Annotated in this window: 23 protein-coding genes; 10 read left to right on the top strand and 13 right to left on the bottom strand. The window is 66.0% G+C overall.

Going from position 1 to position 23,148, the window contains the following annotated elements; all coding sequences use genetic code 11:
• The 3 genes from AC3WN8_RS23515 to AC3WN8_RS23505 all read left to right on the top strand — a co-directional run.
• A partial coding sequence (locus AC3WN8_RS23515) for an autotransporter outer membrane beta-barrel domain-containing protein (RefSeq protein WP_492671923.1) occupies positions 1-2,255 on the top strand: 2,255 nt, incomplete at its 5' end.
• Between the two features lie 429 nt (positions 2,256-2,684).
• Positions 2,685-3,308 (top strand): YbhB/YbcL family Raf kinase inhibitor-like protein, encoded by a 624-nt coding sequence (locus AC3WN8_RS23510; protein WP_492671922.1) that lies wholly within the window; start codon positions 2,685-2,687, stop codon positions 3,306-3,308.
• The gene (locus AC3WN8_RS23505; RefSeq protein WP_492671921.1) at positions 3,305-3,586 is read left to right on the top strand and encodes a hypothetical protein; all 282 of its coding nucleotides are present in this window, start codon (positions 3,305-3,307) and stop codon (positions 3,584-3,586) included. Before AC3WN8_RS23510 ends, AC3WN8_RS23505 begins: the two co-directional genes overlap by 4 nt.
• Before the next feature lie 11 nt (positions 3,587-3,597).
• Here the strand turns inward: AC3WN8_RS23505 and AC3WN8_RS23500 are convergent, their stop codons facing one another.
• The 5 genes from AC3WN8_RS23500 to alr form a co-directional block, all read right to left on the bottom strand.
• Positions 3,598-3,816, bottom strand: a complete 219-nt coding sequence (locus AC3WN8_RS23500) for a hypothetical protein (protein ID WP_492671920.1) — start codon at positions 3,814-3,816, stop codon at positions 3,598-3,600.
• Complete coding sequence (rnk, locus tag AC3WN8_RS23495) at positions 3,816-4,232, bottom strand: nucleoside diphosphate kinase regulator (RefSeq protein ID WP_492671919.1); 417 nt, start codon at positions 4,230-4,232, stop codon at positions 3,816-3,818. Before rnk ends, AC3WN8_RS23500 begins: the two co-directional genes overlap by 1 nt.
• Positions 4,233-4,601: 369 nt before the next feature.
• A complete protein-coding gene (locus AC3WN8_RS23490; RefSeq protein WP_492671918.1) occupies positions 4,602-4,949 on the bottom strand; it encodes a RidA family protein in 348 nt (115 codons plus the stop codon).
• A gap of 23 nt (positions 4,950-4,972) precedes the next feature.
• Entirely contained in the window at positions 4,973-6,229 is a 1,257-nt protein-coding gene (locus tag AC3WN8_RS23485; RefSeq protein ID WP_492671917.1) for a D-amino acid dehydrogenase, read from the bottom strand.
• Positions 6,230-6,234: 5 nt separating this feature from the next.
• Entirely contained in the window at positions 6,235-7,371 is a 1,137-nt protein-coding gene (alr, locus tag AC3WN8_RS23480) for an alanine racemase (protein ID WP_492671916.1), read from the bottom strand.
• A gap of 120 nt (positions 7,372-7,491) precedes the next feature.
• On the opposite strand from alr, the gene AC3WN8_RS23475 reads away from it, so the two are divergent.
• Both AC3WN8_RS23475 and AC3WN8_RS23470 read left to right on the top strand, forming a co-directional pair.
• Positions 7,492-7,938 carry an Lrp/AsnC family transcriptional regulator gene (locus tag AC3WN8_RS23475; protein ID WP_492671915.1) on the top strand — a complete coding sequence of 149 codons (447 nt, stop codon included), beginning with the start codon at positions 7,492-7,494 and terminating at the stop codon, positions 7,936-7,938.
• A gap of 53 nt (positions 7,939-7,991) precedes the next feature.
• On the top strand, positions 7,992-8,192 hold the full coding sequence (locus tag AC3WN8_RS23470) for a hypothetical protein (RefSeq protein WP_492671914.1): 201 nt from the start codon (positions 7,992-7,994) through the stop codon (positions 8,190-8,192).
• Between the two features lie 24 nt (positions 8,193-8,216).
• Here the strand turns inward: AC3WN8_RS23470 and AC3WN8_RS23465 are convergent, their stop codons facing one another.
• Together AC3WN8_RS23465 and AC3WN8_RS23460 are read right to left on the bottom strand one after the other, a co-directional pair.
• Positions 8,217-8,504, bottom strand: coding sequence for a DUF6958 family protein (locus tag AC3WN8_RS23465; protein ID WP_492671913.1), 288 nt, complete (start codon positions 8,502-8,504; stop codon positions 8,217-8,219).
• Positions 8,501-9,040 (bottom strand): GFA family protein, encoded by a 540-nt coding sequence (locus AC3WN8_RS23460; RefSeq protein ID WP_492671912.1) that lies wholly within the window; start codon positions 9,038-9,040, stop codon positions 8,501-8,503. The genes AC3WN8_RS23465 and AC3WN8_RS23460 overlap by 4 nt, the downstream gene beginning before the upstream one ends.
• Positions 9,041-9,129: 89 nt before the next feature.
• On the opposite strand from AC3WN8_RS23460, the gene AC3WN8_RS23455 reads away from it, so the two are divergent.
• A complete protein-coding gene (locus AC3WN8_RS23455; protein ID WP_492671911.1) occupies positions 9,130-9,768 on the top strand; it encodes a TetR/AcrR family transcriptional regulator in 639 nt (212 codons plus the stop codon).
• Between the two features lie 16 nt (positions 9,769-9,784).
• Here AC3WN8_RS23455 and AC3WN8_RS23450 read toward each other — a convergent pair whose 3' ends face one another.
• Together AC3WN8_RS23450 and AC3WN8_RS23445 are read right to left on the bottom strand one after the other, a co-directional pair.
• Positions 9,785-10,288: an asparaginase domain-containing protein gene (locus tag AC3WN8_RS23450; protein WP_492671910.1), complete on the bottom strand. Its 504-nt coding sequence runs from the start codon at positions 10,286-10,288 to the stop codon at positions 9,785-9,787.
• Between the two features lie 71 nt (positions 10,289-10,359).
• Positions 10,360-10,623, bottom strand: a complete 264-nt coding sequence (locus AC3WN8_RS23445) for a hypothetical protein (RefSeq protein ID WP_492671909.1) — start codon at positions 10,621-10,623, stop codon at positions 10,360-10,362.
• Positions 10,624-10,821: 198 nt separating this feature from the next.
• Between AC3WN8_RS23445 and AC3WN8_RS23440 the strand changes: the two genes are divergently transcribed.
• Both AC3WN8_RS23440 and AC3WN8_RS23435 read left to right on the top strand, forming a co-directional pair.
• A complete protein-coding gene (locus AC3WN8_RS23440) occupies positions 10,822-11,859 on the top strand; it encodes an alpha/beta fold hydrolase (RefSeq protein WP_492671908.1) in 1,038 nt (345 codons plus the stop codon).
• Positions 11,860-12,008: 149 nt separating this feature from the next.
• Positions 12,009-14,138: a PQQ-dependent dehydrogenase, methanol/ethanol family gene (locus AC3WN8_RS23435; protein ID WP_492671907.1), complete on the top strand. Its 2,130-nt coding sequence runs from the start codon at positions 12,009-12,011 to the stop codon at positions 14,136-14,138.
• Between the two features lie 10 nt (positions 14,139-14,148).
• Here the strand turns inward: AC3WN8_RS23435 and AC3WN8_RS23430 are convergent, their stop codons facing one another.
• On the bottom strand, positions 14,149-14,958 hold the full coding sequence (locus AC3WN8_RS23430) for a transporter (protein ID WP_492671906.1): 810 nt from the start codon (positions 14,956-14,958) through the stop codon (positions 14,149-14,151).
• A gap of 147 nt (positions 14,959-15,105) precedes the next feature.
• On the opposite strand from AC3WN8_RS23430, the gene AC3WN8_RS23425 reads away from it, so the two are divergent.
• On the top strand, positions 15,106-15,360 hold the full coding sequence (locus tag AC3WN8_RS23425; RefSeq protein WP_492671905.1) for a hypothetical protein: 255 nt from the start codon (positions 15,106-15,108) through the stop codon (positions 15,358-15,360).
• An 81-nt stretch (positions 15,361-15,441) separates the two neighbouring features.
• Here the strand turns inward: AC3WN8_RS23425 and putA are convergent, their stop codons facing one another.
• Positions 15,442-19,083, bottom strand: coding sequence for a trifunctional transcriptional regulator/proline dehydrogenase/L-glutamate gamma-semialdehyde dehydrogenase (gene putA / locus AC3WN8_RS23420; protein ID WP_492671904.1), 3,642 nt, complete (start codon positions 19,081-19,083; stop codon positions 15,442-15,444).
• Between the two features lie 120 nt (positions 19,084-19,203).
• Between putA and AC3WN8_RS23415 the strand changes: the two genes are divergently transcribed.
• Positions 19,204-19,674, top strand: a complete 471-nt coding sequence (locus AC3WN8_RS23415; protein WP_492671903.1) for an Lrp/AsnC family transcriptional regulator — start codon at positions 19,204-19,206, stop codon at positions 19,672-19,674.
• Positions 19,675-19,738: 64 nt separating this feature from the next.
• On the opposite strand, the gene AC3WN8_RS23410 is transcribed toward AC3WN8_RS23415, so the two are convergent.
• Together AC3WN8_RS23410 and AC3WN8_RS23405 are read right to left on the bottom strand one after the other, a co-directional pair.
• Positions 19,739-20,872 carry a PepSY-associated TM helix domain-containing protein gene (locus AC3WN8_RS23410; protein WP_492671902.1) on the bottom strand — a complete coding sequence of 378 codons (1,134 nt, stop codon included), beginning with the start codon at positions 20,870-20,872 and terminating at the stop codon, positions 19,739-19,741.
• 8 nt (positions 20,873-20,880) lie between these two features.
• Positions 20,881-23,112 carry a TonB-dependent receptor gene (locus AC3WN8_RS23405; RefSeq protein WP_492671901.1) on the bottom strand — a complete coding sequence of 744 codons (2,232 nt, stop codon included), beginning with the start codon at positions 23,110-23,112 and terminating at the stop codon, positions 20,881-20,883.
• Positions 23,113-23,148 lie beyond the last annotated feature (36 nt).

The following is a 23,148-nucleotide window of genomic DNA, read 5'->3' as shown; positions in this document are numbered from 1 at the left end:
CCAATGGCGACGGCGACGGCGTCGATATCGATCTGATCGGCACCGTCCGCAATTTCGGCACGATCCGCGGCATCAGCGCGACCGGCGTCGATTCGGGCGGCCGGCCCAACAGCGCGCAGGGCATCGCGATGGGCGGCGGCACGATCGAGAATGCGGCGAACGCGCTGATCAGCGGCGGCCGCAACGGCATCCTGATCGACGACGGCGCCGACAATGGTGCCTTTGGCGCGACCACGATCGTCAATGCCGGCCGGATCGAAGGGCTTGCCGGCCCCGCGATCGCGCTGGTCGGCAATTTCGCCGACACGATCACCAATTCGGGCACCATCGCCGGCACCGGCGGTGTCGCGATCCAGATGGGCGGTGGCAACGACGCGCTCAACCTGCTCGCCGGATCGGTCATCACCGGCTCGGTCGATGGCGGCACCGGCACCGACACGGTGACGCTGGGCGGCACCGGCAATGGCAGCTTCGCGGGCGCGGTCAATTTCGAGCGGCTCGCGGTCGCTTCGGGCAGCTGGACGCTGACCGCCGCCTCGACCTTCAGCGACGGCACCACGATCGGCGGCGGCGCCACGCTGACTGGCAACAGCACGACGCTGACCGGCGCGATCGCCAATGCCGGCACGCTGCGCATAGATCAGGCGGATACCGGCACGCTGGCGGCGACGCTCACCGGCACCGGCCTGTTGCAGAAACTGGGCGCGGGCACGCTCGCCATCGGTGCGCAGCCGGGCTTTGCCGGCCCGGTCGATGTGCTGGCCGGCCGGCTCAACGTGCTGGGCGCGATGCCCTCGGCGGTGCGCGTGGCCAACGGCGCGACGCTGGGCGGCACCGGCACTATCGCGGGCGCGACCATCCAGTCGGGCGCGACGATCGCGCCGGGCCTCAGCGTCGGCACGCTCACCATCACCGGGCAGCTCGTCCAGGAAGCCGGATCGACCTATGCCGCCGAAATCGTTTCGGGCGGTGCGGACCGGATCGCGGTGGGCAGCATCGCGACGATCCGTTCGGGCGCGACGCTGGCGGTCACCCGCGCGGCGGGCGATTACACGGTCGGTTCGCGCTACACGCTGCTGACCGCGGCGGGCGGCGTCAGCGGCAATTACACGACCATGACGCAGAACCCGCTCGGCAACACCGAACTGCGGCTGGGTGCGAACGCCAACGCGATCTATGTCGATGTCGTGCGCACCGGCGCGTCGCTGGCGCTGCTCGGCCTCAATCCCAACCAGGTGAACACCGCGACCGCGTTCGGCACGCTCGGCGTCGCCAATCCGGCCTATGCCGCGCTGACCCTCATCCCCAGCGACGATGCGGTCCGCGCGGGGCTCGACCTGCTTTCGGGCGAGGTCCATGCCTCGGTCGGCACCGCGATGGTGCTCAATGCGATCGCGGCGGAAGCGGCGCTGGCGCCGCGCTTCGCCGTCGATGCCGATGGGCCGGCGATCTGGGGCCAGTTCGTCGCGTCGAGCGACGAGGATTCGGGCATATCCGGCGCGGCCGATGCCGAGCGTGAGACCACCGGCGGGATCGGCGGTATCGATTTCGGCTTCGCATCGGGCGCGCGCGTCGGCATCGCCGGCGGCTTCACCAGCGAGGATCTGACGGTCGCCGCGCGGCGCAGCACCGCGAAGCTCGAGACGGTGCATGTGATGGCTTATGCCGGGGGCAGCTTCGGCGGCGTCAATCTGCGCGCCGGCATCGGTTACGGCCGGGTCGATGTCGCCACCCGGCGCGACATCGCCTTCCCCGGTTTCACCGATCATGCAGAGGCCGATTACAAGGGCACCACGCTGCACGGCTTCGCCGAGATCGGCATGCCGATCGCCGCGACCGGCGGGGCGGTGGAGCCCTTTGCCGGCCTCGGCATCTACCGCATCAAGACCGACGGCTTCACCGAGACTGGCGGGCCGGTCGCGCTGCGCGTCGCCGCGCGTGAGGACACTTTCGGTCTGGGCAAGCTGGGCGTGAAGGCGGCGACGCCGATCGTCGGCGGGCTTTCGGGCCGCGGCAGCCTGGCGTGGCAGCATGTGTTCGGCGATCTGGTTTCAACCGGCACTCACAGCTTCGGCACGTCGGCCGCCAGCTTCGGCGTCACCGGCACCGCGCTGTCGCGCGATGCCGCGGCGGCGACGGTCGCGCTCGACTGGCGGATGAGCAAGGCGGCGACGGTTTCGGTCTCCTATGACGGGCTGATCGGCAAGAACGGTTCGCAGAGCAACGGCCGCCTGACGCTGTCGATCGGCTTCTGACCGGATCGGGGCGCGATATCGCGGGGTATCGCGCCCTGATAGGTCTTCAAAAAACCACCGTCGTTCCGGCGAAGGTACACTGGTATCCGGGATTTCGATTGGCGTAGGCTGGATGGCATGCTTCCCTCGCCCCCTTTAGGGGGAGAGGGGGCCGAGCGCAGCGAGGTCGGGAGAGGGGGACGTAGGGAGAGGCCTTGGCGCCGAAGCTCGATTCTGCCCCGACGCCCCCCTCTCCCCCTAAAGGGGGCGAGGGAGCAGGCGCTGCGGCAGGCACAAATTATGTCTCGACAGCAAAGTATGGACTCCCCTCGGGCCGCGCTCAGCCCTTCGACAGCCTGCCAAATCTCCGTCGCCGACCTGCACTTCCGTGCATGCGGGAGCCAATATCGTTCTCGGGTGTTGTCCCGGGATCGGCAAGGAGGCTCCGCGATGCTGCAACATGTTCCACACTGGCTCGGCAGCCTGCTTCGCAACGTGCGGGCAGGGCATTCGAAACTGGTCATCGCGCAGGAAGAACTGGGGCTCGGCGATGGTTTCATCGATCTGCGCAGCCCGGCCTTCGCCGACGGCGCCCGGCTGCCCGAACGCTTCACCGCTGATGGCGCCGGCATTTCGCCGCCCCTGATATGGAGTGGCGTGCCCGACGCCGCGACCAGCCTGGCGCTGATCGTCGAGGATCCCGACGCGCCCGCCACCAGCCCCTTCGTCCATGCGATCGTCTGGAATATCCCGCCCGATGAAGCCGGATTGGCGGAGGGTGCGATCGCGGACGATGGCGCCGGCGATGCCGATGGCCGCGATGTCGGGCGCAACAGCATTCTGGCCGAAGGCTGGCTGCCCCCCGATCCGCCGACCGGCCACGGACCGCATGATTTTGTGTTCCAGCTTTTCGCGCTCTCGACGACGCCGGACATCGGCGACAATCCCGGCCGGTCGGGCGTTGTCGGCGCGCTGGCCGGCAATGTGCTTGCCGCCGGCATGCTCGTCGCCACCTACTCGCGCGGCGAGGAGGCTCCGGTCGGTGGACGCGGCCTGGCATCGTCGCCGGCATGAGCGTTACCCCTGGCTATGGCCATTGGATCGGGCAGGCCGAGACCTGTCGCCGGATCGCCGCGCGCACCAGTGATGAGGTGGTGCGCGCGCATCTCCTCGACCTTGCCGCGCGCTGCGATGCGTTTGCGGCCGCGGCGGTGCCGCGTGCCGGACCGAAGGCGAGCATGCCCCGGCGGGGGGGAGTCGAGGTCGGGCTGATGTTCGCGACGCCGATACATGATCCGGCGTCGGATATGCTGATCGCCGCCCGGCCGCGATGGCGAGGGGCGGGCGGTTGACGGGACTGCCGTCAGGATAGCCGGCGGATCATTTCGCCGGTGTCGATCACTTCGAAGCGGACCGGATCGATGTAGCGGACGGGCTCGCCCGTCTCGAGCGTGAGTTTGGTCGCGCCCAGGTGACGGCGGATGCCGTTGTCGCCGCGCGCGGTGTGGACATAGCGATATTCGACGACGGCGACACGGGTGCCGTCGTCGCCGACGCAGCGATAGCGGGCGAGTTCCTCCATCAAGGCGACTCTCCCGGTTCGACCTGGACGATCCGCAGCAGCCGTTCCTGGCCGTCCCGGTCGGGCCAGACGATCGACGCGTCCTGGGCGAGGCCGATCAGGCCGGCGCCGATGGGGGTCAGGATCGAGATGCGCCCGGCCTCGATATCGGCGTCCTGGGGATAGACGAGCTGGACGGTGCGCCGCGTACCGCTGCGCTCGTCGACGAACGAGATCACGCTGTTCATCGCCACCGTGCGCGGCGGCAGCGCATCGGCGGGATGAAGCTCGGCGCGCTCCATCTCGGTGAGCAGCAGGTCCGCGAGCACGGGCTGGGCGTCCTCGATCCGCAACGCGAGCGCGGTCAGCATCTCGCATTCGGCGTCGATGAGGTGGATGGGCGGGCGGCCTTGTGCCGGCTCCGACGCTGTCGTCATGGTCATGGCTTTCAGGGTGCGGCGTCCGCATGGGCGGAAACGGCCGGATGCTTCGATGCTGTCTCCCCGGGCTTCGTTAGGGTGACGAAGGAAGCCCGGGGCTAGCTGCGCGCGGCGAGCTGCCCTGAATGGTGGCGATAACGCCCGTGGATGATCTGCTTGACCATAATGGTGATGTGGCGATGCGAGGGCGGCATGTCAAACCGGCGATCGATCGCCGGTCCGAGATCCGCCCTCGGAGTTCGTTTGAGAAAGCGCGAAAGAGCGCTTTCCAGTAACGGTACCGGCCCACTCCCCCGCCCAACCACCCGACAGGATCATACTGGATCGGGTGGTCGGGCGGGGGAGCGAGCCGGTGCGGCCCGACTATCAGGGAAGCGCGGCGACGACGATGATCTCGACCTTGTACTCGTCGGTCGCCAGGCGCACTTCGCCGGTGGCGCGCGCGGGGGCGGTGGCGGGATCGACCCACTCTTCCCACACCGAATTCATCGTGGCGAAGTCGCCCATGTCGGCGAGCCAGATCGTCGCCGTCAGGATGCGCGAGCGATCGGTGCCCGCTTCGGTCAGCAACGCGTCGATCGACGACAGCACTGCGCGGGTCTGCGCCTGCACGTCCTCGCCCGGCGCGCCGACCTGGCCGGCCAGATAGACCAGGCCGCCATGGATCACGACCTGGCTCATGCGCGGGCCCGATTTCAGTCTGACGATGCTCATTTGGGTAGTTCTCCTTTGTGTGATCAGGCTCGATAGCGTGCGATCGACAGCCCGTCCGCATCGATTTCGGGCGCGCGGCCCGAAATAATGTCGGCGATGACATGGCCGGAACCGCACGCCATCGTCCAGCCGAGCGTGCCGTGGCCGGTGTTGAGGTAAAGGTTGGGGATCGCGGTCGGTCCCAGGATCGGCGGTCCGTCGGGAGTCATCGGGCGCAGCCCGCACCAGTAGCTGACGTCTGACAGGTCGGCGGCGCCGGGGAAAAGATCGTCGACGCAGTGGAGCAGGGTGCCCTTGCGCCGTTCGGGCAGGTCGCGGCTATATCCCGATATCTCGGCCATGCCGCCGACGCGCACACGGTCGCCCAGCCGGGTGATCGCGATCTTGTAGCTTTCGTCGAGCAGGGTGGAGACGGGCGCGCGATCGGCCTCGACGATCGGCGCGGTGATCGAATAGCCCTTCACCGGATAGACCGGCACATGGAAGCCGAGCGGCTTGAGCAAAGCGGGTGAGAAGCTGGCGAGCGCGACGAGATACTGATCGCCCGAAACCAGGCCGCGATCGGTGCGGACGCCGGCGATCTTGCCGCCCTCGACGGCAAGCGACTCGATCTGCGTATCGTAGCGGAATTCGACGCCCATGCCGGCGAGCCGCGCGGCCAGCTTGGTGGTGAAGATCTGGCAGTCGCCGGTCTCGTCATTGGGCAGCCTCAGGCCGCCAACGAAGCGGTCGCGCGTGCCGGCAAGGCCGGGTTCGGCACGCACGCAGCCGTCGCGGTCGAGCACTTCATAGGGAATGCCGTAGTCGCGCAGCACCGCGATATCCTTGGCGCTGCCGTCGAGCTGCGCCTGGGTGCGGAAAAGCTGCAGCGTGCCTTGCTCGCGATGATCATAGTCGATCGAGAGCTCGGTGCGCATTTCGGCGAGCTGATCGCGGCTGAATTCGGCCAGGCGGACCATCCGGCTCTTGTTGAGCGTGTAGCGCGCGGCGGTGCAGTTGCGCAGCATCGACGCCACCCAGCGCACCATCTCTATGTCGAGATTGGGGCGCAGGATCAGCGGCGCGTGGCGCATCATCAGCCAGCGTATCGCCTTCATCGGAATGCCGGGCGCGGCCCAGGGCGATGCATAGCCGGGGGATATCTCGCCGGCATTGGCAAAGCTGGTTTCGAGCGCGGGGCCGGGCTGACGGTCGATGACGACGACCTCATGGCCCGCCTTTGCGAGATACCAGGCCGATGTGATGCCGACGACGCCCGCGCCCAGGATGACGACCTTCATTGCTGCTAAACCCCCGCTGACTGGATGAGTGTGGCGCCGTCTTCGAGATAGAGGCGCTGGAAGCGCGTCCCGAGCCGTGCCAGGATTTCATGGTCGATGGTGCCGGCATCCTCGGCCACCTCGACGGCGGACTGGTCCGGCCCGATCAGCTCGACGAAATCGCCCTGGGCGAGCGCGGCGTCGGGCAGGGCGGTGATGTCCACCGTCATGCAGTCCATCGAGACGCGGCCGACGATCGGCAGGCGTACGCCCTGGAACCAGGCGGCGCCGCGATCGCTCAGGCTGCGCGGCCAGCCGTCGGCATAGCCGATGCCGAGCGTGGCGAGCCTTTGCGGCGACGATGCGATATGCGTCAGGCCATAGCCGACCCCGTCGCCGGGCGCGATCGTGCGGATCTGGACGACGCGCGCGTCGAGCCGGACGGCGGGGCGCGGCGATACGCCCGCCCCCGACGCTGTCGTGCCGAACAATGCGAGTCCGGCGCGCACGAGATCGAGATGAAAATCGCTGCCCAGCGCCGCGCCTGCGCTGTTGGCGATCGATGCGGGCACGGTCGGGAACAGCGATCGGACCGCTGCGAAACGCGCGAGCTGATCGGCATTGGCTGGATGATCGGGCGAGTCGGCGCAGGCGAGATGCGTGATCAGCAGGCGCAGCGAAATCTGCCCGGCCAAAGCGGAATCGTCCGCCAGCCGCGCGGCATGGTCGAGGTCGATGCCGAGCCGTGACATGCCCGTGTCGATCTGGAGCGCGGCGGGCAGTGGGCGTCCGCGCTGGATGGCGAGCGCGCGCCAGGCGTCGACCTGTTCGGGGGCGTTGAGCACGGGCACGAAACCGCGATCCGCGCAGAGCGCCTCATTGCCCGGTTCCAGCCCGTTCAGCACCATGATCTCGCAATCGGGATCGAGGACATGGGCAATGGCGATCGCTTCGGACAGATGCGCGACGAAGAAGGCGCGACACCCTTCGCGGTGGAGTGCTGCGGCGACCGCCGGGGCGCCCAGTCCATAGGCGTCCGCCTTGATCACCGCGCCGCACCGGGCTGGCGACACCCGTGCGGCAATTGCCGCAAAATTCGCCCGCACGGCGTCGAGGTCGATCGTCAGCCGGCTGGCCGCGCTGGGACAGGCATGTTTTTCCACGCATCACCTCCTGGGGATGATGTAGCGTCGATGATGCCGAATATTCCGTCTGTTGCTGCTAGAATTGGTCGAAAATGCGGTTAGAAGCGCAGATTATTCGAAGAAATGAAAGAATATTGCATGCACGCCATTGACGAGATCGATCGCCGCATCCTCACCGCGCTGCGCCTCGACGGCCGCATCACCAATGGCGCGCTGGCGGCCAAGATCGGGCTGTCACCCTCGGCCTGTCTGCGCCGGGTTCGGATGCTCGAACGCTCGGGCGTGATCCGCGGCTATACCGCGATCATCGCCGGCAGCTCGCCCGACGAAGGCATGACCGCGATCGTCCAGGTGGCGCTGGACCGCCAGACCGAGGAATATCTGACGCGCTTCGAACAGGGGCTGCGCAACCATCCCGAGGTTCGCGAATGGTATCTGATGACGGGCGACGGCGATTATGTGCTGCGCCTGCAGATCGCGAACATGGCCGAATATGAGCGCTTCCACGCAACGGTGCTGTCGCGGCTCCCCGGCGTTTCGCGCATCACCTCGAGTTTCGCGATGCGGAGCCATGCGCATCGATGATTCTTTTGCGACGACGGTTGAAATCGGTCCCGAAAGACCGCTACCGGCGCGCGATGAGCATCATCGCAACGATCATGAATTCCGCCACGGGCGAGCCCATTCAGAAAATGAGTTTCGGCCGTATGCCGCGTCCCTATGCCAGTTTCACGCTGAAGTCGGGCGAGCTGGTGACCGCGGAGCGGATCGATATCGGCAAGCCCGCACCCGGCAAGTTCGCCGCGCCCGTCGATATCTGGGTGACGCCCAAGGCGTAACCGCAACGCGTCTCATTCAATTGATCAAAGCCGGTGCAGGCGCAGCGGCTTGGTCTCCTCACGCGCGATTAGTCGCTTCGCCTCCAGGTCGAGCTGGACGCCCTTGAGCCACCAGCCGGCCTTCTCGCCGCCGGGGAAGAGCGTTTCGGGCAGCAGCGGCAACAGCCGCGCCTTGGTTTCGGCCACCGTCAATCCAGGCGCGCCGGTCGGTAACACCGCGAGGATCGCGTCGCGCATCGCGTGATATTTGACGGCATCGACGCGGATCGGCCGGTCGGGACTGTTGATATTCTCCATCGCCACTTTCGTCATACCGCCTCCATGCCTGCAACGCGTGGCGAGCGCAGTCCCATCGCGATCCACGCGCCGAGCAATCGCCACATGAAGCGGCCCGAATGGCGGGGATAGTTGGGAATATCGTCGGGAAGCGGGCTGTCTCCCGGCTGATCCGCGGTCATCACCCGCATCTCCAGCGGCGGGGCGTCGTCGGGAAAGCGATCGCGATACATGCTCAGCCAATGACCCTTGGAGAATTCGAGCGCCATCGCGGAGTTGCAGCACCGTGCGATCAGCCGCCGTGTCGGGGAATCGGGTTTGAGCCGCAACGTCTCCAGCTGTGCGCCGCCGCGAACGCAACGAAGGCGATCCTTGCGATAGAGCAGAAAGGGGGTTCCGCCGTCGGCATCGAGCACCGCCGGTGCATCGGGGCGTTCCTCGATCTGCCGTCCGGCCGTGCGGCAGCTCGTGCAATGGCACGACACGCTCATGATCGGCGCGCCGACCGTCTCGAATGCGACCGCGCCGCATCGGCACGACGATGTCAGGGAGTGAATCTGTTTGCCGTTCATCGGAGTCGCTCTTTCCGCTGCTTGAATCAAACTGGACTGTCCAGTACTGAGAGTCAACCGCCACTGACCGGCGGCAAGTGGGGGCGGCCATGGCGGACTCATTGATCGACGGCATTGGCCGATCCGAGCGAAAGCGCCGGGCGGTCCTCGATGCGGCAACCGATATTTTCCTTCAGAACGGCTATGCGGGCACCAGCATGGACGAGATCGCGGCGCAGGCGGCGGTGTCGAAACAGACGGTCTACAAGCAGTTCGCGAGCAAGGAGGCGCTGTTCGTCACGATCATCACCCGCATGACCTCGGCCGCCGGCGACGAAGTCCAGCGCGAGATCGCCGATCTTGGCGGCAAGGACGATGTCGAGGCACGATTGCTCGCTTATGCTGAACGGCAATTGATCGTGGTGCTGACGCCGCGGCTGATGCAATTGCGCCGCCTCATCATCGCCGAAGCGAACCGGTTTCCGGAGCTTGGCGCGGCGCTCGACCGTGGCGGGCCGCAGCGCGCGGTGGCCGGGCTCACCACGGCCTTTACGCGCTGGGCCGACCGCGGCCTGCTTGCGATCGATGACCCGCGGATCGCCGCGTCGCAGTTCAACTGGCTGGTGATGGGCGATCCGGTGAACCGCGTCATGATGCTCGGCGACAGCGCGATACCCGATCGGTCAACGCTGCGACGCCATGCCGCAGAGGCGGTACGTGCTTTCCTGGGGGCTTATCGTCCGCGCTGATCGGTCGGGCCAGATCCTATTGCGCGTCGCGGCGGACGAATGCACCCTTTGCGCGATCCTTCACCACTTCGCTGGCGTTGGAGATCGTCCCGTTCATCGCGATATAGACGCCCGGCGCCGCCGTTTGCGCGGCCGCGAACGCCATGCCGAGATTGAACACGGCGTCGCTTTCCGCGAACCGCGCAGGCGTGAAGGCGCCGACCAGCACGATCACCTTGTCGGGAATGTCGGACAAAGCCGCCGCCGTCACCGTCATCGTGTCGGTGCCATGGGTGATGACGAAGCGCTTCGCATCGTCGCTGCGGATGCGCGCTGCGAGCGCGGTGCGATCTTCTTCCAGCAGGTCGTTGCTGTCCTTGCGGAACATCTCTTCCACCCGGTGCGGCTGCGTGACGCGCGCGATCTCGAACAGGCGGGTCACGATCGTATCGGTGATCTGATATTCGCTGAGGCTGTCGAAATATTGCTTGTCGATCGTGCCACCGGTGGTGAGCACCTGGATCGTCTTGTCGTCGGTCATATCTGTTCCATCTTAAGGGATAAGGTACACCGGCCTGTCGCGGTGCGTTGCTTCGATGCGGATTGCGGCGCTCAGCAGGGGCGCATGCCGCAATTGCCGCCCTGGCTGCGCTGAACGCTGCCCATCGCCTCGCCGGTTTCGCGGCGGGCCTCGTCCCATTCCTTGCGGGTTCGGCAGGTGCGCTGTTTCTGGAGGCGCGAACCCGTCACCGCTTCGGTGCGACAGATACGCTCATTGGGGTCGGGCGCCGGCTTCGCCGATTGCGGCGCTGCCAGGGCGGGCGACAATATGGTCAGGCCGATCGCGCAAAGGGCGATAGCGAGTCGGACGATCATGCAGGGAACCCTTTTGGTGGTATCGGCGCGGCGGCCGGTCATGCATCGAATTATATGTGGTTTACGCACCAGCGCCAAGGTTGTCGTTCGTCGAAAACTGGTGGCTCCAGCGCGCCATCCCGATTGTGCCGCTTTCGTTCCAATGGCAATGTCCGCGCAACATAATATCACCAGAAAGAAATAATATAGGAGGGGAGCATGGCCGGGTCACGGGTGTGGCGTGTGATCAAGCGGATCGGAATCGGACTGGCGGGGATCGTCGTCCTGATCGTCGCGTTCGGCGCAGCTTATGAGCAATGGGCGCGGCATCGCGCGGCGAAGCAGTTTCCACCGCGCGGCCAACTCGTCGATATCGGTGGACGCAAGCTCCATCTCGACTGTCGCGGCGGCGGATCGCCGACGGTGATCCTCGAATCGGGCGTCGATCCCAACGGCACATTGTCGTGGCGCCCGGTGCATGATTCGATCGCGAAGATCACGCGCACCTGCGCCTATGACCGCGCGGGCATCATGTGGAGCGACGACAAGTCGGGCGTGCATGACGGCGAGGGGGTGGCGCGCGATCTCCATGCCATGCTGGAAAAGGCGGGCATTGGCGGGCCGCTGGTGCTGGTCGGCCTTTCCGCCGGCGGTCCCTATGCGATGACCTATACGCGGCTTTACGGCGACGATGTGAAGGGGATCGTGTTCGTCGACGCCTCGCACGCCGATCAGGGCAAGAAGCTGCCCCCGCCGGGGCGCAAGGCTTATGTGCCCTTGCCCTTCGTGCCGCGCGCGATGTCGGCGTTGTCGTGGACCGGGATATGGCGCCTGGTTCCCGCCCAGGCAGCGTCCGGCGAGCCACCGGCGGAAGCCGGCGCGCGCCAGGCCTATATGGGCCACAGCGTCGGCGGCGTGATCGCCGAGATGGACGCGCTGCCCGCGATCTGGGAACAGGCGGGCAGGCTCCGCAATCTCGGCGATCGCCCCATTGTCGTCCTGACCTCCACCCAGCCCTATCCGCCCGAAATGCTGCAGGGGCTGAGCGTGACCAAGGCGGAGGGAGAGGGGATGCAGGCGCGCTGGAAAGCGCTCCACACCGAGATTGCATCCTGGTCGACCCGGTCGCGCCAGGAACTCGTTCCCGACGCGGGCCATTATATCCAGAACGAGCGGCCCGACGTGGTCGTGCGCGCGGTCGACGAAGTCGTGAAGGCGGTGCGCGCCGACGCGGCGAAGCCGGCCGGGGCGACTTGATCTGACAACAATGAAGACAGCGGCGCTATCTTTCTATTTGCATAAAGAGAAAAGTTTCAGCTCCGTCGGATAATCTTTTCCAATCGGAGTTGCGCGACCAAGGGTGTCATGACACCCTCCCCAAAATCATTGGGGACGGGGGCGGGGCCATGCGTATCTTTCGGCTTGTCGTGATGGCGGCAATGGCCGCGCTCGGATCGTGCAGCGTCACCCCCGAGGCATCCGGCGATCCCTTCGCCCTGCCCGACGGGACCAGCGCGACGGAATGGCCGCTCTACGGCCATGGTTTTGGCGAGCAGCGCTTCTCGCCCGTGGCGGATATCACCAAGGCCAATGTCGGTACCCTCGGCCTGGCATTCTCGTTCGACGATTTCGTCGTGCGCGGGCGCACGCATCGCGGTGCGCAGGCGACTCCGATCATGGTGGACGGGACGCTCTATTTCACCGGGCCGTGGAGCGTCGTCTATGCGGTCGACGCGAAGACCGGCGCGCTCAAATGGACGCACGATCCCGAAGTCGACGGAAATTGGGGCCGGCGCGCCTGTTGCGACGTCGTCAACCGCGGCGTCGCGGTGTGGAAGGGCGTGGTCTATGTCGGCACCGTCGACGGCTGGCTGGTCGCGCTCGACGCGGCGACGGGCAAGCAGAAATGGCGATCGGACACCTTTGTCGACCGCACCAAAAGCTATGCGATCACCGGCGCACCGCGCATTGCCGGCAATAATATCGTGATCGGCAATGGCGGCGCGGAGATGGGCGTGCGCGGCTATGTCAGCGCTTTCGACGCGGCGACCGGCAAGCTCTCCTGGCGCTTCTACACGGTGCCCGGCGCCGGCCCCGACGAGCATCCCGAAGTGGCGATGGCGCGCAAGACCTGGGACGCCAAGGCGCGCTGGGATCTCGGCGGCGGCGGCACCGCATGGGATGGCATGACCTATGATCCCGCGCTCGGCCTGATCTATATCGGCGTCGGCAATGCTGGCCCTTACCCCGCGAAGCTGCGCAACGGCGGCGGCGGGGGAGATAATCTGTTCGTCTCCAGCATCGTCGCGCTCGACGCGGCGACCGGGCGGATGAAATGGTATTACCAGACGACGCCGGGCGATGAATGGGATTTCACGGCCACGCAGAATATGATCCTGGCCGATCTCGATATCGGCGGAAAGCCGCGCAAGGTGCTGATGCAGGCGCCCAAGAACGGCTTCTTTTACGTGCTCGATCGCGCGACGGGCGAATTGCTGTCGGCGGAGAAATATACGCCCGTCACCTGGGCCAGCCATGTCGATAAGAAGACCGGGCGTCCCGTGATGCTCGCCAACGCCGATTACAGCGAGCAGGAGCGGGTGATCTGGCCGTCCCAGGCCGGCGGGCACAATTGGGCGCCGATGGCGTTCAGCCGCCAGACCGGCCTCGTCTATATCCCGACGATCGAAATGCCGATGAAGTTCATGGTCGCGGACAAGGAGATGAAGAAACTGGTGCCGGGCGCCGCCAATATCGGCGTCGGCGCGGACTTTGCCGATGCGAAGCGGGACGCGGCGATCATGAAGGGCATGCCGGCGCCCACCCAGCACACGATCCTGAAGGCCTGGGACCCGAAGACGGGCAAGATCGTGTGGCAGAGCAAGCCCATGCCCTATTGGGGCGGCGGCGTGCTGGCGACCGCCGGGGGATTGGTGTTCCACGGATCGACCGACGGTCATCTGCGTGTCTATGACGCGGCGAGCGGCGCACTGCTCAAGGAGATCGCCACCGGGCTCGCGATCATGGCCGCGCCGATGACCTATGAGATCGATGGCGAGCAATATGTCGCGGTGCTGGCCGGGCTGGGCGGCGCGATGAACGGTTTCCCGCTGCTGCCCGGATTCGTTGCTGAGACTTACCAGAATCATGAGCGACTGCTGGTGTTCAAGCTGGGCGGCGGGCCGGTCGACCTGCCGCCGCGCTATGTGAAGCCTGCGGTGCAGCCGATCCCGGCCGGCCTGCCGACCGATGCGGCGACGATCCAGCGCGGGCTGATGGCCTATGCGGTCAATTGCGCGCGCTGCCATGCGCCGAGCGGCACGCGCAACGGTTATCCCGATTTGTGGAATCTCTCACCCGAAACCCACGCCGCTTTCGACGCGATCGTGCTCGATGGTGCGATGAGCTATGCCGGCATGGCGAGTTTCAAGGACGTGCTGACCCCGGCCGATACCCTCGCGATCCGCGCCTTCATCGCTGACGATCGCCGCAAGGCAGGCAAGGTGGAGCCGGTGAAACGATCCGTCGGACATTGAGGGGGAAGGATCAGAACCGCTTGGCGATGCCGAAATAGAGTTCGGTGTCGGGGCTCGCGGCGTTGAGGCCGAGATTGAGACCGATATCGAGCTGCAGATCGTCATTGGGCTGCCAGCCGACGGACAGGCCGGCTAGCGCCTCGGTCGAATGTCCTGCCGGGTCGCGGTCGCTATAGAGCGAGATTTCGGTGTTCGCCGATATGGCATCGGTCAGCGAGAAACCGAGCCCGACGACGCTGCCATAACCGAGATGGCGGCCCTTGCCGTCGCTATCCACCGCCGCGTCGACCTGGGGCGACAGGGCGAGCGAGATGCCGCCGAGATCGAAACTCATCGGGATCAGCAGGCCGGCGCCCCAGTCGCCTGCGCCGATCGATTGGCCACCGACAGGCAGCGTGACATAGGGCATGGCGGCAATCGAGAAACCGGATCCGTCGGGGTTGCTGAAATTCTGGCGTAGCGCCAGCGTGACATCGCCCGTGCCGGACGCCTTGTCGATGCTGCCCGCCGCCAGATCGCGGGTGCGGACATGGCCATAGGCGGTCCAGCCGATCTGCGCCTCCAGATTGTCGTTCAGCCCGACGCGTACTAATGCGTCGCCCGCGACGATCGTGTCGGTCCGAACGGGGCCTGCCTTGTCATGCGTCCAGTCGCCAAGACCCAGCTCGACGATCACGCGCCCCGCATCGAGCGTACAGGCGGGCGTGCCGAGCCCCGGTCGATCCGGGCATAGGTCGCGTGCGGAGGGCACATCGGCCGCATCGGCCCAGGCCGGCACGGACATGCCCGACAAAGCGAGCGCGATGGCGAGACGGTGCATAGCTCCTGGCTCTACCCTTTTGCCGGGGTGGTCAAATCTTCCGCGGCAAAAGAAACCCGGCCGCACGCGCAACCTTGTCCGATCCCCGATCATTGGGTGGAAATGGGGCGCAACACTTCCTGGATGTCGATCGCGATGGAGAGCTGGATGCTCGGTGTCGAATCCTCGACCGTCATCGGTCTGCGGATGATGACATTGTCGCAGGGCGGTTCTGCCGCCGCCGACGAGGCGCAGCGTATGGTGGCGGAGAAAGTGAAAGCGGCGATCGAACTCCAGACGCTGGCATGGACTGGATCCTTGGGCACGACGACGCAGGGGGCCGCAGCGAAATCGATCGCGCATTATGGAAAGAAGGTCCGTGCCAATCGCCGCCGGCTTACCCGGACCGCGCGGAAGAATTAGCGCCTGATCCGACCCATCCCGTGTCATTCCCGTTTTCGCGGGAATGACACGGGATGGGGATGAAACGTCGCGATTAGGCCCTCAAGCCAATGTCATCAGGCTCGCATTGCCGCCTGCCGCGGTGGTGTTGATCGAGGTCGAGACCTCCTCGACCAGCCAGTCGAGCGTATAGGCGTCCGTTCCGGCGCATTGCGCGGGGGAGGCGGCCTGCACCAGTATGATCGGGCCGGGGCGAGCGGCGATGTCGCGTGCCTCGGCGCGGATCTGGTCGGCGTCGCCCTCGATCAGTGCGCCTGCCAGCGGCTCGTCGGGCAGGACGGGGGAGATCCGTGCCGCCACGCTTGCCGGGGCGCCGGCGAGCAGGCCTGCCAGACTGGCGCGAGCGTCGAGTGCCACGCTGTTGCCCGTAGCGAGCACCGCCGCCACCTGCTGGCGCAGGCCCATCGCCGATATCGGCCGGATCAGGATGCGGCCGCGCGGATGCAGCGCATAGAGATTGCGCTCTCCGACCGGCCCGGCGAGCTCGATCTCGACGCCGAGTCCGGAATTCTCGCCATAGCGCCGCGCCTGTTCCGCCGCCGCCGTCTCGCCGCTGGTTTCGAGCCAGCCGGCATAATCGAGCAGCGCCGCGTCGGTATGGGCGGTGCCATGGCCGGGCGGGATGGGCGCCGTCGTGACGAGACGGCCGAGATAGAGCGGACCGCCCGCCTTGGGGCCGGTGCCCGAAAGGCCGCGCCCGCCAAAGGGCTGAACGCCGACGACCGCGCCGATGACGTTGCGGTTGATATAGAGATTGCCCGCCCGGATGCGCGAGGTGACATGCGCGATGGTCTCGTCGAGCCGTGTGTGCAGGCCGAAGGTCAGGCCGTAGCCGGTGGCGTTGATGTCGTCGATCAGCGCGTCGAGCCGCTCGCGGGGGTAACGCACGACATGGAGGACCGGACCGAACACTTCGCGCTTGAGGTCGGCGATGCTCTCGAGTTCGACGATCGTCGGCGGGACGAAAGTGCCGTTCGCGGTTTCAGGCGCGAGATCGAGCTGTTCGACGCGGCGGCCGAGCGCGCGCATCGCCGCGATATGCGTCTCGATCGTTTCCTTGGCCTCGGCGGTGATCACCGGGCCAATGTCGACGCGCAGCCGGTCGGTCCGGCCGATGCGCAATTCCTTGAGTGCGCCCTTGAGCATCGCCAGCGTCCGGTCCGCAATCTCCTCCTGCAGGCAGAGGACACGCAGCGCCGAGCAGCGCTGGCCCGCGCTGTCAAAAGCGGAGGCGATGACGTCGGCGACGACCTGTTCGGCAAGCGCCGAGGAATCGACGATCATCGCATTCTGGCCGCCGGTCTCGGCGATCAGTGGGATCGGCTTGCCCGCCGGAGACAAGCGGTCGGCGAGCTGTGCCTGGATCAGCCGCGCGACTTCGGTCGATCCGGTGAACATCACTGCGGCGGTCTCTGGCGCTGCGACCAGCGCTGCGCCGATCGCGCCGTCGCCGGGGAGCAGTTGCAGCGCATCGGCGGGTATGCCCGCCTCATGCAGCAAACGCACACCTTCCGCCGCTATCAGTGGGGTTTCTTCGGCTGGCTTGGCGAGCACCGCATTGCCCGCGACCAGCGCGGCGGCGATCTGGCCGGTGAAGATCGCGAGCGGGAAGTTCCACGGGCTGATGCAGACCACGGGGCCGAGCGGTGCATGGACGGGCCCAAATGTACTGCGCGCCTGTTCGGCATAATAGCGCAGGAAATCGACCGCCTCACGCACCTCGGCAATCGCGTTGGGCAGCGACTTGCCGGCTTCGCGCACGATCAGGCCGAGCAGGATCGGCATGCGCCGGTCGAGCAGATCGGCCGCGCGGTCGAGGCAGGCCGCCCGCTCGGTGGGGTGCGTCGATGCCCAGTTCGAACCCGCGGCATGCGTCACGGCGGCACGCGCTGCATCGGCCGACGCTTCGGTCACCATGCCGACCGTGTCGCGGTGGTCGGCGGGATTGAGCACGGGGCGTGCGCTGCCCTGGCCGTCGGCCGGGGCTGACGGCCAGTCGATCGCGGCACTTTCGCGCAGCTTTTCGCCGAGTACGGCCAGCGCGGTCTCATCGCTCAGGTCGATGCCCGCCGAATTGCGCCGTGCGCCGTAAAGGTCGGCGGGCAGCGCGATCTGGTCGTGCGGCGCGCCGGGGACCGGCATGGCGCGGACGATTTCGACCGGGTCGGCGACGAGTTCGTCGATCGACACCGCCGGATCGGCGATGCGGTTGACGAAGGAGGAATTGGCGCCGTTTTCGAGCAGGCGGCGGACCAGATAGGCAAGCAAGGTCTCGTGCGTGCCGACCGGGGCATAGATGCGGCACGGCCGGTTCAGAGTGTCGCCACCGACCACTTCCTCGTAAAGCGGCTCGCCCATGCCGTGCAGGCACTGGAATTCGTAATCGCCCAAGGTGAAATCGGGCCCCGCAATCTGGTAGATGGTCGCGAGCGTCTGTGCATTGTGCGTCGCGAATTGCGGAAACACTGCGTCGGTCGCGGCGAGCAGCTTGCGCGCACAGGCGACATAAGCGACGTCGGTGTGGATCTTGCGCGTATAGACGGGGAACCCCGCCAGCCCGTCGACCTGGGCGCGCTTGATCTCGGCGTCCCAATAGGCGCCCTTGACCAGCCGCACCATGATCCGCCGTCCCGCGCGCCGCGCAAGATCGATGACGAAATCGAGCACGAAGGGGCAGCGCTTGCCATAGGCCTGGACGACGAAACCCAGGCCGTTCCAGCCGGCCAGATCGGGATCGAACGCCAGGCTTTCGAGCAGGTCGAGCGACAGTTCGAGCCGGTCGGCTTCCTCCGCGTCGATGTTGAAGCCGATATCATAGGATCGCGAGAGCGCGGCGAGTGCCTTCACCTTGGGCAGCAATTCGCCCATCACGCGCTCGGCCTGCGACCGCGCATAACGCGGGTGGAGCGCGGACAGCTTGATCGAGATGCCGGGGCCGCCATAGATGCCGCGTCCCGCCGATGCCGCGCCGATCGCATGGATCGCGTTTTCATAGTCGCGATAATAGCGGTCGGCATCGGCGGCGGTGGTCGCCGCCTCACCGAGCATGTCGTAGGAATAGCCGAAGCCCTTGGCCTCCATCTCGCGCGCCCGGTGCAGCGCTTCGGCGATTGTCTCGCCCGTCACGAACTGCTCGCCCATCATCCGCATCGCCAGGTCGACGCCCCGGCGCACCACGGGCTCGCCCGCGCGTGCGACCAGCCGGGTGAGTGCGGCGCCCAGTCCGCGATCATTGACGCTGTTGACCAGCTTGCCGGTGACGACCAGCCCCCAGGTCGCGGCATTGACGAACAGCGACCGTCCGCCGCCGAGATGCGATTTCCAGTCGCCATCGGCGATCTTGTCACGGATCAGCGCATCGCGCGTCGCGCTGTCGGGAATGCGCAGCAATGCCTCGGCCAGGCACATCAGCGCCACGCCTTCCTCGCTCGACAGCGAATATTCCTGGACCAGTCCCTCGACGCCGCTGCCCTTGTGCTTGGCGCGTAGCGCGACGATCAGTTCGCGCGCCGTCGCGCGCGCGGCATCGCGGGTCTCGTCGGGCAGTGTCGCGGCCGCCAGCAGCGGCGCGATGCATTCGGGCTCGGGGCGGCGATAGGCCGCGGTGATCGCATGGCGCAGCGTATCCTGTTGCCGGATCGGTGGCGCGAAGCTGGAAAAGGGCGGTTCAGCGGCTGCGGTCATGCGGAATGGCTCCTGGAAATCCGGAGTCGATATAGGGTGAAACATGAAGTCGTTCAGACTTTTCATATGGCATTTTCAGGTCGGATAGACCATTGCTTCGACAGAATTTGGGGAAAATATGTGGATATAGCATCAAATTTAGTCGATCTGGACGAGTTCGATCGTCGTATCCTCGACGTGCTGGCGGAGGATGGACGGATGACCGTCACCGAGCTGGCGAAACGCGTGGGATTGTCGAAGACGCCGTGCATGGTCCGCTTCAAGCGGCTGGTCGATGCGCGTTATATTCTGGGCTTTCGCGCGGTCATCGATCCGGTGAAACTCGGCATGGACCATATCGCCTTTGCCGAGGTGAAGCTGTCCGACACGCGCGAAAAGGCGCTGGAGGAATTCAACACCGCGGTGCGCAGGATCCCCGAGGTCGAGGAATGCCACATGATCGCGGGCAATTTCGATTATCTGCTGAAAGTGCGCACGTCGGACATCCGCAAATATCGCGCGGTGCTGGGCGAGAAGATCTCGAGCCTGCCGCATGTCGCCAACACCTCGACCTTCGTCGCGATGCAGACCGTCCGCGAAGCCGTCACGTGATCCAGGTGTTTGTTTTGCCGCGATTTTCGAGTCGTTCGATGGTTCCATCGAACTGCAAATCGCTCTAGCGCCGCCGCCACCACAGCAAGGTGCCGATCACGATCATGCTCGTCAGCCACAGGCCGATCGCGACCATCAGCAGGCGGCCAGGCAGGCCGCCCATTTCACCGGTGTGGAAGGCGAAAAGGCTTTCCATGAAGGCGCGCGGCCAGGGCGCTTCGTTTGCGGCGAAGATGCCGCGGGACCTGCCGGTGACGGCGTCGATATAGACCCTGCTCATGCCATAGGCGCGCCGCATCTCGTCGGGCGCAAGCAGGCGGATGCTGTAGAGTGGATTCTCCGCTGTCGGCATCGTCACTGCGGTCAGGCTGCTGCCAGGGAGTTCGGCATGCGCTGCGCGGACGGCGGCAGAGAAGGGGATGAAAGCGTTGGTGTCGGCCGGGACGGCGGGGACGCTGACCGATTTCGCACCGACGATCTCCGCCACGCCGTCCTGGAACACCAGCATCGTGCCCGCGCTCACCGTCGCAAGTGCCGGCACCACGACCCACAAGCCGAGCGCGCGGTGCCAGCCGTAAAGGCGCGCGGTCATGGGGCCGGTGCGTGCCGGAGTCAGTGCGCGCCGCCATGTCCGCCGCTTCGGCCAGGCCGCGACCAGCCCGAGTACCAGATTGCTGAGCAGCAACAGGCCGCTGATCCCGACGATCCAGCTGCCGGTGTCGCCGGACAGCAGATTGTGATGGATCAGCACCAGGGTGCCGGGCAGGCTGCGTACGTTCTTGTCCTGCGCGCGCAGCACCGTGCCGTCGCCGCTGATCCGTACCGCCCGTTCGCGAGCGGTGTGCGTTTCGGCAACGGTGATGTTGTAGCGGTCGGCCTGGCCCGCAGTGGTCCAGATCGAGGTGATGCGCCGGTCGGATCCCGGTGGCGCCAGCCGGTCCATGGTGCGTTCGATCGCGACCGGGTCGGTCGGGCGATGCGCGCCCGCCACGGCCATGTCGTCGAGTTCCCAATGGAAGACGATCAGCATCCCGGTGATCGCCTGGATCAGCCAGAAGACCGCCGCGCCCAGGCTGAGCCAGCGATGCAGGCGAACGATGGTGCCGCGCCGGCCGGGCCCCTTTCCGGCCCCGGTTCTTCCGGCCCCGATCGCTCCGGTCAGGGGCTTGCCGGTCGGCGGCGGCGCGGTGTCCAGCATCGTTGACCTCAATATTCGAACGTCACCGACGCCTTGACGGTGCGCGGCTGGCCCTGGAGGAGGTAGCCGCCAAAGGCGGAATACCAGTAATTGCGATTGTCGATATTCTCGGCGCTCAGGCGCAGCGTGACGGGATGATCGTCGGCCACGAGCACATAGCGTAGGCCCAGATCGAACCGCGTCCATGCCGGCAGGGTCTGGGTATTAGCAATGTCGATCTCCTGGGTGCTGGTATGCACGACACGCGCGGTGACCGTGGCCTTGGGCAGGAAGGGCGGAACGACCTCCGCGCCGAAATTGACCTGGTATTTGGGAACGCCGATCGCCCTGTTGCCGTTGTTTGCGGGCGTCGATGTCCGCAACAGCTTTGCATCGTTGATCGCGATGCCGCCGATGAACCGGATGAACTTGCTCGGTTCGCCGTTGAAGGTGAGCTCTATGCCCCGATTGCGTTGTTCGCCATCGACGGTGAAGAGGACCCCGCCGGGCACGTCCCGGTTGATCTGGCTCGGCTGTTTTGTCTGATAAAGCGCCAGCGTTCCGGTCAGTCCGCGGATCGCGATCTTGCCGCCAATCTCATATTGCACCGACCGGAAGGGCGGAAAGATCTCGCCGGCGTTGATTGCCGTCGTCGGTGCGGCCGGCCCCTGAGCCAGGCCCTCGATGCGATTGGCGTAGAAGGAAAGATTTTCGGTCGGACGCACGATCAGGCCAACCACGGGTGTCGTCGCGCTTTTGTTGTAATGCGACGTGCGCAAACGCGTCCCGCGATTATAGCCGTCGACGATGATGTTCTGCCGGCGCGCGCCGACCGTCAGTTGAAGCTTTCCGTCCATCACGCCCAGCGTGTCGGAGATGAACAGGCTCTTGAATTCGCTGGTCGACACCCGCGGCAGATCCGTCAGGCTGCCCCCCGCGCTCGGCAGGGTGGCGTTGGTCGGCGCCGCGACGATCGGGGCATTGTAGAGATTGGTGCAGAAACCCGTGGACGGCGCGCCACAGGGTGTTCTGACCGATGTCGGAAACGCGCCGAAGCTGAAGGAATTGCGGTTCTCGGTGAAATTGACCGAACCGCCCAGGCTGAATTCATGCGAGACCGGGCCGGTGGCGAACTTGCCGCGCACACCAATTTGTCCGCTCTCATTATTGTCCGCGCGCGGCACCAACAGTCGCGAAGCGGTCCCCGCACCGGCGACGATGACGGCGGGGATGGCCGGGGTCGTCGGAGTTGCAGGAATCGCCGCCGCAGCGATGTTGGTGATGGTCAGCGTCGAATAATTGCCGGATTCGGCGCCGTCGCGCATGCCGGCCGCCATATAGGCCATGATATCGTCAGTGATATCGACTTCCGCTCGCGCGATCGCATAGACGTCGCGCAGCTTGGTGAAGGTCCAGGGTTGGCCGTAATTATCGGTTGATTTCGGTGCTTCGGGAACGCCGATATTGGCCGCGAGGCGAACCGTCGGGCGGCTCCATTCGGCACGCTGGTCCTCATAGCCGAAATCGAGGAAGAAGCGGCCCGGGCCCTTGCGGAAATCGAAGCTGGCGCCGACCACGCGGACTTCGCGATGCTCGTTGTCGACCGCCGTATCGCCGCTGCGATAGACGCCGTTGACCCGGATGCCGAATTCCCTTTCGCCGCCGAAGCGGGTGCCGACATCGAAATTGCCGCCGAAGATGCTGTCGGCGCTGTAGCTGGCGGTGGCGCGCAGCAAGGTCTTCTGCGCGCGCTTTGGCGTCAGGTTGATGCCGCCGCCGATACCCGAACCACCCGGCGCCGCACCGAACAGAAAGGCGCTGGCGCCGTTCAGCACCTGGATGCTTTCATAGAGCTCGGGCGAGACGATCTGACGCGGCGTGACACCGTAGAGTCCGTCGATCGACACGTCGTCGCCGTTGAGCGCGAAGCCACGGATGACGAACAGTTCGGACTGGTTGCCCGATCCATAAGTGGTGCGCACCGAAGGTTCGTTCTCAAGCACGTCGCCGATCGTCTCCGATTGTTGATCTAGCACGAGTTGCGCGGTGTAGCTGGTGACATTGAATGGGGTGTCGAGGGCGCTTTTGGCACCAAGCGCGCCGAGATCGCCATTGCTGACCACCTGTTTCTGCGCCTGCTGCGCAGTGACGATGATGTCTTCGCGGCTTTCGTCGCTATCCTGCGCGCATGCCGGGCCGGCAAGGCCGAGCATGGTTGCGATTGCGGTGATGGCGACACCCTTGGCGATGGCCTGGCGCATAATTTCCCCCTGTTCCCTGTCATGGCCGCCTGCTTG

It is taken from the genome of Sphingobium sp. FW305-3-2-15-F-TSA7 (assembly GCF_058787155.1).
Note: the sequence above shows the minus strand (reverse complement) of the source record. Positions and strands in the feature narration are given on the sequence as shown.